Below are 12,370 nucleotides of genomic sequence, written 5' to 3'. Positions count from 1 at the left end.
GTTACCGAAGTTGCCCGTCGTTCACCGTCACTAGGTGGCGTATTGTCCGCGTTGCCGGTCGTTAGTCTGATCAGTTTCGCCTGGCTCGTCAAACAAGGAAGTGAACGGACCGAGCTTAGTACATTTTTAAAGAGTGTGTTACTCGGGTTACCGGCGACATTTTTTATTGCTAGCTGTCTTGTATTGGCTCATTCGCTTAGGGATTCCTGTGTTTTTCAGTATAGTTGGTGCAACGAGTTTTTTTATCGTCTGTTGGTATGTTCAACGTTATCTACAACAGTGGTGGCAGACGTAACGGAAAAGGAGAGAAAGCGATGGTAACCCTTCAAACAGAACGATTGACGATTTATCCATGCACAGCGACAGACGTAACGCGTTTACAACAATAGCAATACGAGAACGGACCTGAAGTACAGCATCACTTGACGTTACTCGCGTCAGATCCATTGATGCTGTACTGGGGAAGTTGGCTCGTCATGACAAAAGACGGGCAGGTAGTCGGAGATATTGGATTCAAAGGGAAACCAGACTCGCGACAAGCAGTCGAAATCGGTTATGGTTTGTTACCAGCGTTTCTCAATCGAGGTTTTGCGACGGAAGCCGTCCGAGCCTTGATTGATTGGGTGTTCGACCAAACCGAAGTGAAGGCTGTACTCGCAAAGACGGATTTGACGAATCAAGCATCGATCAGGGTGCTTGAAAAAGCGGAATTGATTCAGATTGGGAGCGACGATCGGTATATCATGTGGGAGCGTTTGAAGTAGGTGTAAAGGAAACTTGACAGGTGGTGCGTTATTTACATATAGTGGAATAAGTGAGGTGGAACTATGAAAAATCAGGTCAAGAAGATGCGCGAGGGACGAGGTTGGTCGCAAGGCGAACTGGCAAAACGATTGAACGTATCGCGTCAGACGGTCATTTCCATCGAAAAAGAGCGGTATAATCCGTCACTTGACCTCGCTTTTGCACTGGCTGATTTGTTTGAGCAACGAATCGAAGACATCTTTACACCGAGACGAACGAGCGAAGGGGGAGTAAAATGAAACGATTAAATACATTGTTTGAAATTGCTCTAATCGTAATAGGTATATACATGACGAAGGAAATTCCAGAAATAAAAACGATTGGCATCGTACTGATTTTAGCAGGTATCACATCATTTATCACAAGCATGAGTTTCTCAGCAAACGAACCATACGACGAGCGACAAAGAGAGGTGAAGACGCGTAGTGGACACATCGCCTATATAATTAGTATTGGTTATCTTTACTTGATTTTAGTACTCGTCAATCTGTCGATTATTCAAGACATTCAATTTGCGGTGTTATTGGCATTAGGAGGACATATCTTACTCTTCCCAATTACATTGTTGTACGTGAATCGAAAGATATGAAGAACTGAATGTTTATAAAATGATACTTGTAACCGTTATCAACAATGGTATAGAATGTAATGGAATAGGGATTGTTACTGGTCAAGCAGGCGAAACCCAAATCAGCGTCACTGAAACCGTGAGTGACGTTTGATTTGGGTTTTTCTATTTTTCCTGATTTGAAAGGAGGTCACCGATGATCATTCACCAAATTTTTAACAACAATGTTATTAGTGTATTTGACGAAGTAGGGCGTGAGCGAGTCGTCATGGGGAAGGGAATCGGATTTAAGCGGAATTCAGGACAGACGATATTAGCCTCAGATGTAGAAAAAGTCTTTTATCTCGATGATGCAGGTAATCATGAACGATTTAAATTATTACTTCAAGAAATTCCTGAAGAAATCATCGTCTTGACTGATGATATCGTAACGATTGCTAAATTGACGCTTGGAAAAAAACTCAATGAACTTGTCTACATCGCTCTTGCCGACCATTTGCATTTTGCATTAGAACGTCATGAAAAAGGTTTAGAGATCAAAAATGTATTGCTTTGGGAGATTAAGCGTTTATACCAAGATGAGTTTAATGTAGGTTTGCAAGCGCTTAAATTGGTTGAAGAAAAATTCAATATTAAATTACCTGAAGACGAAGCAGCCTATATTGCACTTCATATAGTGAATGCTGAATTAAACGAAGAGATGCCGAATATCGTTTCAATGACAAAAGTCATTCAAGAAGTATTGAATCTCGTAAAATACCACTTTGCACTGGAGTGGGATGAGAATACTCTCGCCTATCATCGTTTTGTTACTCATCTCAAATTTTTTGCACAACGACTCGTGACGCGAACCGAATATGAAGGAGATGAGAGTGCGCTTTTTGATCTAGTGAAAATGCAATATCCCAAGTCCTATATTTGTACTGAAAAAATTTCTTCCTTTATTCAGACAAAATATGATTATCGGTTGACGGATGAAGAAAAATTATACCTAACGGTTCATATCACAAGATTAATTAAAGAAAAAAAGAGTAGTTGACATATAAAAGTAAAAATGTTATTATTTGTTTATTAAATATATATTTATTGGGATTGTTACTGGTCAAGCAGGCGAAACCTAGGTGAAACAAGACGTATTTTCATGAAATACGTTACTTGTTCTCATCTAGGTTTCTTTTTGTGTCTATCAACTATGGAGGTGTCTTATGAAATACGATCAATTAGCAAAAAAAATCATTGAATCTGTCGGAGGCGAACAAAACGTTAGTTCACTTGTTCATTGCGCGACTCGACTACGTTTCGTACTTAAAGACAAAGCAAAGGCTGATAAATTAAAACTTGAAAAACTAGAAGGTGTCATTGCTGTAAAAGAGAGCGGAGGGCAGTTTCAGGTCGTTGTCGGAAATACAGTACCTGAGGTATATCAAGCAATTGGAAAACAAACAAAGCTGATGGAGGAGTCGACAGAAACTAGTAAGACAAATGAAAAAGGAAACATTTTTGGTCGAGCAATCGATATTATTTCAAGTATCTTTACGCCATTGCTTGGTGTCATGGCGGGAGCTGGTATCTTAAAGGGTTTACTTGCGATTGCGACGAATGCAGGTTGGTTAATTCCTACTGAAACAACGTATATCATCTTAAATGCTACAGCGGATAGTCTCTTTTACTTTTTACCTATTTTGTTAGCGGTTACATCAGCGCGAAAGTTTGGTGCCAATCAATTTGTTGCCATGACTGTAGCGGGTGCTTTGATCTATCCAACAATCATTCAACTGAAGACGGATGCAGTCGCGACGACATTCTTCGGTATACCCGTGACGATGATGTCATATACATCTACGGTCATTCCAATCATTCTTGCCGTTTGGGTCATGAGTTATGTTGAAAAATTCTTCAATCGACATGTCCATGAGAGTGTTAAAAATTTTGTTACACCTTTGATTGCTCTCATTACAATCGTTCCATTAACGTTAATCGTGTTTGGACCAATCGGTGTCACGTCAGGCGACTTGATTGCTGCCTTCATTCTAAAGGTATTAGCATTTAACCCAATTTTAGCAGGGGCGTTCATTGCTGGTGTATGGCAAGTCCTCGTCATTTTCGGTATTCACTGGGGAGTCGTTCCGATTTTCATCAATAACATTGCCACTAAAGGATATGACTATATCAAACCGGCAACTGCTCCAGCAATTTTTGCACAGGCAGGAGCATCGTTCGGTGTCATGCTTCGTTCAAAAAATAAAAAGTTAAAAACATTAGCAGGTTCTACGGGAATTACCGCGTTATTCGGTATTACAGAACCTGCCGTATATGGAGTCACTTTACGCTTAAAGCGTCCTTTCATTGCGGCTGTCATTAGTGCAGCAGTGGGTGGAGGGATCGTAGGGCATTTTGGAAGTGTAGCAGTAGCTTCTGGTCCTCCGGGATTATTGACGTTACCCGTCTTCATTGGCGATAGTATGACAGCATTTTACGGGTTGTTAATTGGTGTCGGTGTCTCATTCTTTTTATCGATGGTCTTAACATACATCCTTGGATTTGAAGATGATCCGATTGAAAAAGAAGCAGAAAAAAATGTTCGTGCATCAACAGATATGACGATTCCAAGCCCAGTTTCAGGTCAAATCGTTTCTCTCGAAAAAGTTTCTGATAGTGTATTTGCGAGTGGAGCGATGGGACAAGGTTTCGCAGTCGTTCCAACTGAAGGAAAAGTAATCGCCCCAGTATCAGGTCAAGTAACTGCTATATTTGCAAGCAAGCATGCGATTGGTATTCGATCAGAGAATGGGATGGAAATCCTCATTCATGTTGGGATTGATACGGTACGCTTAGATGGAACTCACTTTGAATTACACGTCGCACAAGACCAGAAAATCGAACCAGGAGATGTATTAATCACTTTTGATATTGAATCGATTCAAGCGGAAGGATATGACATCATCACACCTGTGATTTTCACGAATTTATCAGAAGAACGACAAATTACGATTGATCAAGATCAAATTTCAGTAAGTGAATACAATAAACCTGCTTTTGCATAAGAAAGGATGAGACGATGCAATTTCCAAAAAACTTTTTATGGGGTGGCGCTATTGCGGCCAATCAAGCAGAAGGTGCCTATTTATCCGATGGGAAAGGATTATCTTCCGTTGATTTAATTCCTAGTGGTTCAACTCGAAGAGCCGTTATGAAGGGAGAATTATCGCATTATGAGCCCCTTCCAGAATTAATTTATCCATCCCATGAGGCGATTGATTTTTATCATCGTTATAAGGAGGATATCGCTCTATTCGCTGAAATGGGGTTTAAAGCGCTTCGTTTATCGATTTCATGGGCACGTATCTTCCCAAAGGGTGATGAAGAACAACCAAATGAACAAGGATTGAAGTTTTACGATGAGGTGTTCGATGAATTATTAAAATATGGAATTGAGCCAGTCGTTACAATGGCACACTTTGATGTACCCGTTCATTTAGTAGAGCATTATGGAAGTTGGCGTAATCGAAAAATGGTCACATTCTTCGAACGATATGTTGAGGCGATCGTATCTCGTTATCATTCGAAAGTACGTTATTGGATGACTTTCAATGAAATAAATATGATGTTCCATCTTCCTTACATGGGAGCTGGATTAGTATTCGCAGAAGGAGAGAATCGACAACAGATTCAGTATCAAGCGGCACATCATCAATTGGTAGCGAGTGCGCGTGCCGTGGAAATTGCTCATACGATCAATCCGAATCTTCAAGTAGGGTGTATGTTGGCAGCAGCCATGACGTATCCTTATACCTGTAATCCAGATGACGTCGAAAAAGCAATGGAACGTGATCGTGAGAATTTCTTCTTCATTGATGTACAAGCTCGCGGTGCCTATCCGGGTTATGCATTAAGACAATTGAAAGAGGCTGGTATTGAAATTCAGATGGAACCAGGTGATATTGAACTATTACGCAACCACACAGTGGACTTTATTGGTTTTAGCTATTATTCGAGTCGCTGTATCAGTACTGATCCAGAAATACTGGATAAAATGACGGCGGGGAATGTGTTCCCGACTGTCAAAAATCCATATTTGAATCAATCAGAATGGGGATGGACGATTGATCCGAGAGGACTCCGTCTAACGGCAAATCAGCTATACGACCGTTATCAACTTCCCTTATTCATCGTCGAAAATGGCTTAGGTGCATTTGATGAATTGGATGGAGAAGGAAACATTCAAGATGACTATCGGATTTCTTATTTAACAGATCATATTCGAGCAATGTACGAATCGATACAAGACGGAGTAGAACTCATCGGTTATACGAGTTGGGGATGTATCGATCTCGTCAGTGCGTCTTCCGGAGAATATGCAAAACGGTATGGCTATATTTATGTAGATCGTCATGATGATGGTAGCGGAACGAATAGTAGACGGAAGAAGGCGTCCTTTGATTGGTATAAAAAAGTAATTGCATCTAATGGTGCCTGTATAGAAGATCAAAAACATATTAAAATTAAATAAAAGTATAGCTAACGATGCGTACCTGAGTACTTCTAAGATACGCGTCGTTAGCTATTTAGCTATTATTAATGATATGTAGTAAGAAGTTATGTTACTTTAACCGTGGCGTGGAGCAAACAGCATGATGCTGACACCGATTAAACAGATTAAGGTACCAATTATGTCATAGGTATCTGGTGATTTACGATCTACGATCCAGCCCCAAAATACGGACATGACGATGAATACACCACCATAAGCTGCATAGACGCGACTGAATGTTGGAAATTGCTGAAACGTAGCAATGATGCCATATAAAATCAGGATCAATCCACCAATCAGACCGAAGTACGAAGGTCGTCCCTCTCTTAGCCATAGCCAAATCAGATATCCGCCACCAATCTCACTTAAACCAGCAATAAAGAAAATGAAAGCCGACATGATCACGATTCAACCCTCGATCGCAAACGTATCACGCAATTCAATGATCGTTCCTTCCGGTGCTTTTAATTTACTCAGATGTCCATTGACGACGAAATAGATGTTGCCACCGTGTTTTGGTAAAAAAGGCATCCCGAGTTGTTCCAGTCGTGTTACTTCCTCTTGTAAGTCGTCAACATAAAGGGCGAAATGAACAGGACCCGCTGCTTGTTTCGTGTAATCGGTGAACGGTTGACCGGATTTGGATGTCTGTAACTCGATGTAGAAATCACCGAGACGTAACCAGCTGTTAAAGTCGCGATCATGAAAATCGGGTGTTTCTTGAACGAGCGAAAAGCCGAGCTGTTCATAAAATTGTTTAGACGCGACGTAATCCGTCGTCTGAATACAGATGTGATGAATTTGTTTCATACTAAAACCTTCCTTCGTGTTCAATGAAATCATGCAGAACTAGTGTAGCATTTCGCGGATCAGTTGGAGTGATAGAAATGGAGAATACTATGCNNCCATAAATTTGATGTGTGAACGTTTTTCGTTAGGGCAAACGATCAGCGAACCTGTCCGATTGACGGATGGTCTTCTGCATGAGTCGTGGCGACTACAGACAACGACAGGATTCTATGTCTTAAAACGATTGAATCCGGAAATCATGAGACGTCTTGAAGCACGAAACAACTTTAAGATGTCAGAAAACGTTGCGATGCAAGCATCTCTTTACTTAGCAGCATTACCAGCACGTCGCGTCAACGATCAAGTGGTACAGACGATTAATGGTTCTGATTACCTTTTGTTTGATTGGGTCGACGGCGAGACGTTATCAGCCGATCAAATTCGACCGACACATGCACGACAAATCGGAGTTCAACTAGGAAGGTTACACGGTCTTTGCGTGGCGACGACTGGTTTTTCACAGCCGGATACCTCCAGTATGCCAATCGATTGGAACGGATATATAGAAGAAGGAAAGCGACAGCAATCAGACTGGCTACAGTTGCTAGTCGAAGAGCAGGAACAGCTACAACGACTGGAGCGATTAGCACAAGAAGCAAAACTGCAACTACCTGCGGATTGGATCGTCAGCCATCGTGATCTTGATCCGAAAAATGTTCTCTGGACAACAAATGATCCGGTCTTGATCGACTGGGAGTCTGCAGGGTTGATTCATCGTGCCGTCGACGTATTTGAAACCGCCTGTTATTGGTCAAAACGTAAAGACGATACGTTTGATCGTGATCGATTTAACGCAGTTCTTGCTGGTTATACGATAAATCAACGTTTGCCTGATGTCGACTGGCTTCATGTCATCGATATCAGTGTCCAAGGAAAGTTGGATTGGCTGAAGTTTAATCTGGATCGTTCACTCGGGAAACATGGTATACCTGAAGTGGAACGGATGCTCGGGACAGAACAGGTTCTTTTGACGATAAAAGAACTACAGGTTCACGATCGGAATCTCTGGATTAAGTGGATAATAGCAAGATGATCATAAGAAAGAGGCACTGAATCATTCGATTCGATGCCTCTTTCGTTATTAAAACGACTTGACTAGAAGTTCAACGGTTGATTCAGGAGTACGAAACGGAACATACCCGAGTTGCTTGATGCAATCATTCGAAAATGTCGCTTGTTCCGCTGGACGATCTGGTGCTTGAAATGGTTTACCACTTGCTTCAATCAATTTCATGCGGAAATCTGTTTCTGGCAGATTGACATCAATCGCATTAAAGATGTCCCCATCTTGCGCATTTGTTGCAGCAAGAACAATCATCTCGACTAGGTTATCCGCATGGATCCACGGAACGACGTCTTCCGGGTGTACCCAAGTAATGAGATCTGCCACTTTCATCCGCTCGACTTGTCGATCCCCCCAGTAGGATTGTTCCTCGGCACAAATAGAACCAGGTCGGAGGATGATTAAATCGGAATCGGGTGTATATTCCTGTAACAGGCGTTCCGATAACTGCTTTGTATGAATGTAGACGTGCTCTGACGGTAGGAGCGGTGACGTTTCCGAAAAATGTCCACTCACGACTTCTCCGTAAACGGAAGTCGTCGAGATATGTATGATGCGCTTGACACAAGCATTTGTTGCAGCATCGGCGAGATGTTTCACACCTGTGACGTTTGCTTCTTCCGCTAAGTCGGGGTCATCCCCAAGGTAGGCAGCACAGTGGATCAAGAGATCGACGCCTTGAAGTGCTGCAAGAAGCGAAGCCGGATTACCGAGCTCACCGATGATCGGAATAACGTCATTTGTTGAATAGTGATCCGCCTGTTCCTGAGAACGATGGAGTCCTCGAACTTCACACGCTTCTTTAAGAAAACGTCGCGCGACACGTGAGCCAAGCGTCCCGGTCATCCCTGTAATCAAAATCGTACTCTCGTTTAAGTTCATGATGCTTACTCCTTTGACTCCGTCTTTTCAGCGAAACATTTCTCACAAATGAAACGACCTTCGCTTTTTAGGTATGCTTTGACTTCCGTCATCCCGCGATGTTTTGGATAACGCATCTGGATATAAACCTTTTCGTTTCCTTCGATCGTTTTGCCACAATGAATGCATGTCGGTTCTTTACCAAACATCCTATCGCCCCCTATATATTTTTATCTTCTACCTTATCGTAAAGGAAAATTAAGGGTGTTGGAAGAATAAAGTAAAAAAGGCATCTAAAGGAAGGTGTCTATGATCTTCATTGCTATTTTTCTCGCCGTTGGTGGAGTCGTCTGGTTCATTTCAGCGCGCAGTCAGTCGAAACATCAGTCGCTCGATGATCAGGAATATACGCTGAACCAGCACGACGTCCATCAGCAGCAAAATCATCGTGATTTTTGAAGGCATGTCAAGGAGCATCCAGTCAATCGACTGGATGCTCCTTTTTAGCGATTGCGTACATAAAGGAAATATTTCGCGTTGCTCCAAATCAAGGCGATAATCAATAAACTGATTGCGAAGATCTGAGACTGTCCGGTTTCATACGAATACACGACTAATACGACGATGACACCTATCAATAGGAGTTGCAACGAAGATTGTGAACGAATGAGACCTTCTAACATGACGTGTCGTTCTCCGTCATCTGAGGCGGCAAATAGCTTTTTGACATAGTTTGTTTCCGAGTACTTTGGGAAATCACGATTTGGGTAGATGTGACGCATAAGATTAAGATAATAATAGGATGCAAAACTACTGATGATGAAAAAGAGACCACTTAGTAATAAATGAAGTCCGAAATGATTTTCGATGATGCTAAAAGATGCGAGACCGATGCTGAGAAGAGTAGAAACCTGAACCATCATCATGCCATCCGCATAGTATCGATTCACTTGACCGTCAATCGCATCCTCGTCGTCTGAAGAAACAGAGCGTCGAGTCAATTGACGAATTTGCAAATAGCGCACGATATAACTGAGGGTAAGAACCGTCAAGATAACGAAAAGACCAGTGAATATGTAATTAAGATAGAGAGATAGTTCGAACTTTGACAAACTGGTATGTTTGAAGACAGACATGACGATATAGCTACTAATGAAACCGAGCAGTGCTGCGATGATGACTTTGATTGCTTCTTTTTTCATATTAATTCCTCCTCATCGAAATAAAAAATTTCTTCTAACGGCGTATCAAACACACGAGAAATTTTGACAGCAATCAATAGCGAAGGCATGAATTCTTCACGCTCGATTAAGCTGATTGTCTGGCGTGAAATGTTTGCACGCCGCGCCAGTTCAGACTGATTCCATCCGTGACGAGCACGTAATTCTTTTAAGCGGGATTTCATATAGGGATTCACCTCCTATATAATGTAACTTATCATAGTCTTTTTGACAACTATAATAGTCAAAAAAGATAATATGATGGTCATTAATATGTAAATCAATCATATCGATGGGATAAATTGTATACTAGAATAAGTCGAAAGGAGATGTGAAACACATCGATGAAATCTCAGTCATCTGTAAACGATGTTTTTTATCATGATGAGGATGGTACGTGCCAAATCGCTTCGGTTCTACAAATCGAAGAGACACTACTCAAACAAAAAATCACCTATCTCCAAGACGTGACAGACTCGGACGCAAGTAATACATACGAACAAGGACGTCAGCAGCTATCAGACAAACTCGATACGTTAAGACGTTCGGTAAAAATGAATCTTATCTCTCGCGACGATGTCCCGCTCCGAACGCGAGCACTCTGGAAACAGTCACTCAGAGCGACGCGTGTAACGGAAGAGGAAGCGCGTCTCATCCAAGAGTATCTTCGGATTGAGGCAACGATGCTGACACAATCAGGAGAAGCGGTTTCTGAGCTCTATGCCGCCTTATTTGATGCAGATGAGCCGACACGGAAACAAGCATTCTTATCGATTGAAGAAGCGTTCCGGACGAATGAATCCGTCATTCAACGATTATTTTCGCAACTTGTCGACTTGCGACAAGTGCGTGCTTCTGCAAGCCATCAGGCGGGTTACGAAGAATTGGCTTTTTCGGAGCTTGGTCGTATCGATTATTCAAGCAAGGATGTCAATCATTACGCCAGCATCGTTCAAACTTATTTCCGACCGATTAAACAGCAATTTCAGCTCGAGCAACAAACGTTTCTTGGCAAACAGGCGCTCCATCCGTGGGACGTCCGGCAATCGGCCTATACGCAGATTGATCATCGCATAACCGGTTCTGACGCTTCATTTTTAGATAAGGCACAAGCGATTCTTGAGAGCGTTCATCCGTCTTTTGCTGACATATTACAAGAAATGCGCCAAGCGGTTCATCTCGATATCGATGCCCGTTCAAACAAAGCTGGAGGAGGATTTTGTGAGTATTTACCCGTCGAACGTCAATCATTCTTGTTCATGAATCGTATGCAAACATTCGATGATCTCGTCATCTTCATGCACGAGATGGGGCATGCCGTCCATCACGATGCAATGAAAGAGACGTATGATGGACTTCAACCGATTCCGCTCGAAGTAGGGGAATTCGCCGCCATGTCACTTGAGCTGTTGACGATGAACGAGTGGCACCAAGTGATTCCAGATCGAAGAGACGTTGCCCGAGCGAAACTCGAACAGATCCGTTCGATAGTGGAGTTCTTGCCGCAAACGATCATCGTCGATCGTTTTCAATCATGGCTCTATGCTCACCCTGACCATCTGCCGGAAGAACGACAAGCTTCTTTTGCACGTCTCCGGGAGACCTATGATACGGACATCCTCGATTGGTCGGAAACGCCTGATTGGAAAGGACTCGAATGGATGAGTGTCATTCATCTCTTTGAGACGCCTTTCTATTACATTGAGTATGCTATAGCGCAGCTTGCCGCTCTTCAGTTGTATCACCGTTATACGAAAGATCCTGACCAAACGATGAAGGACTTCCTTGCAGCTTTAACGCTCAGTCAAACCCATTCGGTTCAAGAGGTTTATGCGAGAGCGGGTGTGTCATTCTTACCGAGTGATGCGAAAATGAGAGAGTTGCTGACATTTCTAGAAGGTCAAATCATAGCTTGGATAAATGAGTTAGATCAATTAGACGATGAAGATGTTAAAAAGAGAAAGTCTTAATCCGGAGCGACAGATGTACAAAACGATAGGAGGACGAACATGAATATACGTAAAAACATTGTCTATGCGACGTTATTCAATACTACAGGCAGTCAGATATTGATGGTCGAGAACCGTGGCGAACACGGTGACTACTATACACTGCCGGGAGGAACCGTCGAACATGACGAAACGCTACATACTGCAATCACGCGTGAAGTACTGGAGGAGACGGGCTTTACCATCATTCCAGGTGACATCGTCCATGTGGCGGAAGCATTCTTCCCGCAAGCGGGGGAACATTGTCTGTTTTTCTTCTTCGCGGGAGAAATCACTTCCGGTCAATTGAAGACGAATGTTCCAGAAGAAATTTCCGGACTCGTCTGGATGGACCGTGAAGAAGCGTTCAAACATCTTAATTTACCGGAAGCGTCAAAAGAGTCGCTTTTTGCTGGTCGAACGGTACCATATGATTTTGCCGGAGAAATCGTTCATACGTAAGGAAGTGTTACTTGACGTACTAAG

The 12,370-nt window shown here is 42.4% G+C and carries 16 protein-coding genes; 10 read left to right on the top strand and 6 right to left on the bottom strand.

Features of this window, described 5'->3' with window-relative positions:
• The first annotated feature begins 422 nt into the window (after positions 1-422).
• From B2751_RS07330 to B2751_RS07305, 6 genes are all read left to right on the top strand, one after another.
• Positions 423-764, top strand: a complete 342-nt coding sequence (locus tag B2751_RS07330; RefSeq protein WP_290773914.1) for a GNAT family N-acetyltransferase — start codon at positions 423-425, stop codon at positions 762-764.
• A gap of 63 nt (positions 765-827) precedes the next feature.
• On the top strand, positions 828-1,043 hold the full coding sequence (locus tag B2751_RS07325; protein ID WP_290773911.1) for a helix-turn-helix transcriptional regulator: 216 nt from the start codon (positions 828-830) through the stop codon (positions 1,041-1,043).
• Positions 1,040-1,393: a hypothetical protein gene (locus tag B2751_RS07320; protein WP_290773908.1), complete on the top strand. Its 354-nt coding sequence runs from the start codon at positions 1,040-1,042 to the stop codon at positions 1,391-1,393. Before B2751_RS07325 ends, B2751_RS07320 begins: the two co-directional genes overlap by 4 nt.
• 175 nt (positions 1,394-1,568) lie before the next feature.
• Positions 1,569-2,411 (top strand): BglG family transcription antiterminator LicT, encoded by an 843-nt coding sequence (gene licT / locus B2751_RS07315; RefSeq protein ID WP_290773905.1) that lies wholly within the window; start codon positions 1,569-1,571, stop codon positions 2,409-2,411.
• A 166-nt stretch (positions 2,412-2,577) separates the two neighbouring features.
• A complete protein-coding gene (locus tag B2751_RS07310) occupies positions 2,578-4,416 on the top strand; it encodes a beta-glucoside-specific PTS transporter subunit IIABC (RefSeq protein ID WP_290773903.1) in 1,839 nt (612 codons plus the stop codon).
• A 14-nt stretch (positions 4,417-4,430) separates the two neighbouring features.
• Positions 4,431-5,882, top strand: coding sequence for a 6-phospho-beta-glucosidase (locus B2751_RS07305; protein WP_290773900.1), 1,452 nt, complete (start codon positions 4,431-4,433; stop codon positions 5,880-5,882).
• A gap of 96 nt (positions 5,883-5,978) precedes the next feature.
• On the opposite strand, the gene B2751_RS07300 is transcribed toward B2751_RS07305, so the two are convergent.
• Positions 5,979-6,302 carry a YnfA family protein gene (locus B2751_RS07300; RefSeq protein ID WP_396210757.1) on the bottom strand — a complete coding sequence of 108 codons (324 nt, stop codon included), beginning with the start codon at positions 6,300-6,302 and terminating at the stop codon, positions 5,979-5,981.
• Positions 6,303-6,311: 9 nt separating this feature from the next.
• Positions 6,312-6,713, bottom strand: coding sequence for a VOC family protein (locus B2751_RS07295; RefSeq protein WP_290773897.1), 402 nt, complete (start codon positions 6,711-6,713; stop codon positions 6,312-6,314).
• Between the two features lie 106 nt (positions 6,714-6,819).
• Here B2751_RS07295 and B2751_RS07290 point away from each other — a divergent pair, with 106 nt between their 5' ends.
• Positions 6,820-7,785 carry a phosphotransferase gene (locus B2751_RS07290; RefSeq protein WP_290773895.1) on the top strand — a complete coding sequence of 322 codons (966 nt, stop codon included), beginning with the start codon at positions 6,820-6,822 and terminating at the stop codon, positions 7,783-7,785.
• 48 nt (positions 7,786-7,833) lie between these two features.
• Here the strand turns inward: B2751_RS07290 and B2751_RS07285 are convergent, their stop codons facing one another.
• Together B2751_RS07285 and B2751_RS07280 are read right to left on the bottom strand one after the other, a co-directional pair.
• Positions 7,834-8,697 (bottom strand): NAD-dependent epimerase/dehydratase family protein, encoded by an 864-nt coding sequence (locus tag B2751_RS07285; RefSeq protein ID WP_290773893.1) that lies wholly within the window; start codon positions 8,695-8,697, stop codon positions 7,834-7,836.
• Between the two features lie 5 nt (positions 8,698-8,702).
• On the bottom strand, positions 8,703-8,885 hold the full coding sequence (locus B2751_RS07280; protein ID WP_035407678.1) for a hypothetical protein: 183 nt from the start codon (positions 8,883-8,885) through the stop codon (positions 8,703-8,705).
• Between the two features lie 100 nt (positions 8,886-8,985).
• On the opposite strand from B2751_RS07280, the gene B2751_RS07275 reads away from it, so the two are divergent.
• Entirely contained in the window at positions 8,986-9,135 is a 150-nt protein-coding gene (locus B2751_RS07275) for a hypothetical protein (RefSeq protein WP_290773891.1), read from the top strand.
• Positions 9,136-9,179: 44 nt separating this feature from the next.
• On the opposite strand, the gene B2751_RS07270 is transcribed toward B2751_RS07275, so the two are convergent.
• Positions 9,180-9,878 (bottom strand): DUF3169 family protein, encoded by a 699-nt coding sequence (locus B2751_RS07270; protein ID WP_290773888.1) that lies wholly within the window; start codon positions 9,876-9,878, stop codon positions 9,180-9,182.
• Positions 9,875-10,081, bottom strand: coding sequence for a helix-turn-helix transcriptional regulator (locus tag B2751_RS07265; RefSeq protein WP_035407684.1), 207 nt, complete (start codon positions 10,079-10,081; stop codon positions 9,875-9,877). The genes B2751_RS07270 and B2751_RS07265 overlap by 4 nt, the downstream gene beginning before the upstream one ends.
• 159 nt (positions 10,082-10,240) lie before the next feature.
• Between B2751_RS07265 and B2751_RS07260 the strand changes: the two genes are divergently transcribed.
• Complete coding sequence (locus B2751_RS07260) at positions 10,241-11,866, top strand: M3 family metallopeptidase (RefSeq protein ID WP_290773885.1); 1,626 nt, start codon at positions 10,241-10,243, stop codon at positions 11,864-11,866.
• Between the two features lie 39 nt (positions 11,867-11,905).
• Positions 11,906-12,346: an NUDIX domain-containing protein gene (locus tag B2751_RS07255; RefSeq protein ID WP_290773883.1), complete on the top strand. Its 441-nt coding sequence runs from the start codon at positions 11,906-11,908 to the stop codon at positions 12,344-12,346.
• Positions 12,347-12,370 lie beyond the last annotated feature (24 nt).

This window comes from Exiguobacterium sp. UBA6282 (assembly GCF_002440475.1).
In the GTDB taxonomy this organism is placed as follows: domain Bacteria; phylum Bacillota; class Bacilli; order Exiguobacteriales; family Exiguobacteriaceae; genus Exiguobacterium_A.
The sequence above is the reverse complement of the archived record's forward strand: the minus strand, read 5'-3'. Positions and strand labels throughout refer to the sequence as shown.

Excerpts from the sequence above, each read along its gene's own strand:
- B2751_RS07300 (WP_396210757.1), bottom strand. The coding sequence starts at position 6,302 with ATGTCGGCTTTCATTTTCTTTATTGCTGGTTTAAGTGAGATTGGTGGC.
- B2751_RS07295 (WP_290773897.1), bottom strand. The coding sequence starts at position 6,713 with ATGAAACAAATTCATCACATCTGTATTCAGACGACGGATTACGTCGCG.
- B2751_RS07255 (WP_290773883.1), top strand. The coding sequence starts at position 11,906 with ATGAATATACGTAAAAACATTGTCTATGCGACGTTATTCAATACTACA.
- B2751_RS07325 (WP_290773911.1), top strand. The coding sequence starts at position 828 with ATGAAAAATCAGGTCAAGAAGATGCGCGAGGGACGAGGTTGGTCGCAA.
- B2751_RS07275 (WP_290773891.1), top strand. The coding sequence starts at position 8,986 with ATGATCTTCATTGCTATTTTTCTCGCCGTTGGTGGAGTCGTCTGGTTC.
- B2751_RS07280 (WP_035407678.1), bottom strand. The coding sequence starts at position 8,885 with ATGTTTGGTAAAGAACCGACATGCATTCATTGTGGCAAAACGATCGAA.
- B2751_RS07290 (WP_290773895.1), top strand. The coding sequence starts at position 6,820 with ATGTGTGAACGTTTTTCGTTAGGGCAAACGATCAGCGAACCTGTCCGA.
- B2751_RS07265 (WP_035407684.1), bottom strand. The coding sequence starts at position 10,081 with ATGAAATCCCGCTTAAAAGAATTACGTGCTCGTCACGGATGGAATCAG.
- B2751_RS07260 (WP_290773885.1), top strand. The coding sequence starts at position 10,241 with ATGAAATCTCAGTCATCTGTAAACGATGTTTTTTATCATGATGAGGAT.
- B2751_RS07310 (WP_290773903.1), top strand. The coding sequence starts at position 2,578 with ATGAAATACGATCAATTAGCAAAAAAAATCATTGAATCTGTCGGAGGC.
- B2751_RS07320 (WP_290773908.1), top strand. The coding sequence starts at position 1,040 with ATGAAACGATTAAATACATTGTTTGAAATTGCTCTAATCGTAATAGGT.
- B2751_RS07285 (WP_290773893.1), bottom strand. The coding sequence starts at position 8,697 with ATGAACTTAAACGAGAGTACGATTTTGATTACAGGGATGACCGGGACG.
- licT (WP_290773905.1), top strand. The coding sequence starts at position 1,569 with ATGATCATTCACCAAATTTTTAACAACAATGTTATTAGTGTATTTGAC.
- B2751_RS07305 (WP_290773900.1), top strand. The coding sequence starts at position 4,431 with ATGCAATTTCCAAAAAACTTTTTATGGGGTGGCGCTATTGCGGCCAAT.
- B2751_RS07270 (WP_290773888.1), bottom strand. The coding sequence starts at position 9,878 with ATGAAAAAAGAAGCAATCAAAGTCATCATCGCAGCACTGCTCGGTTTC.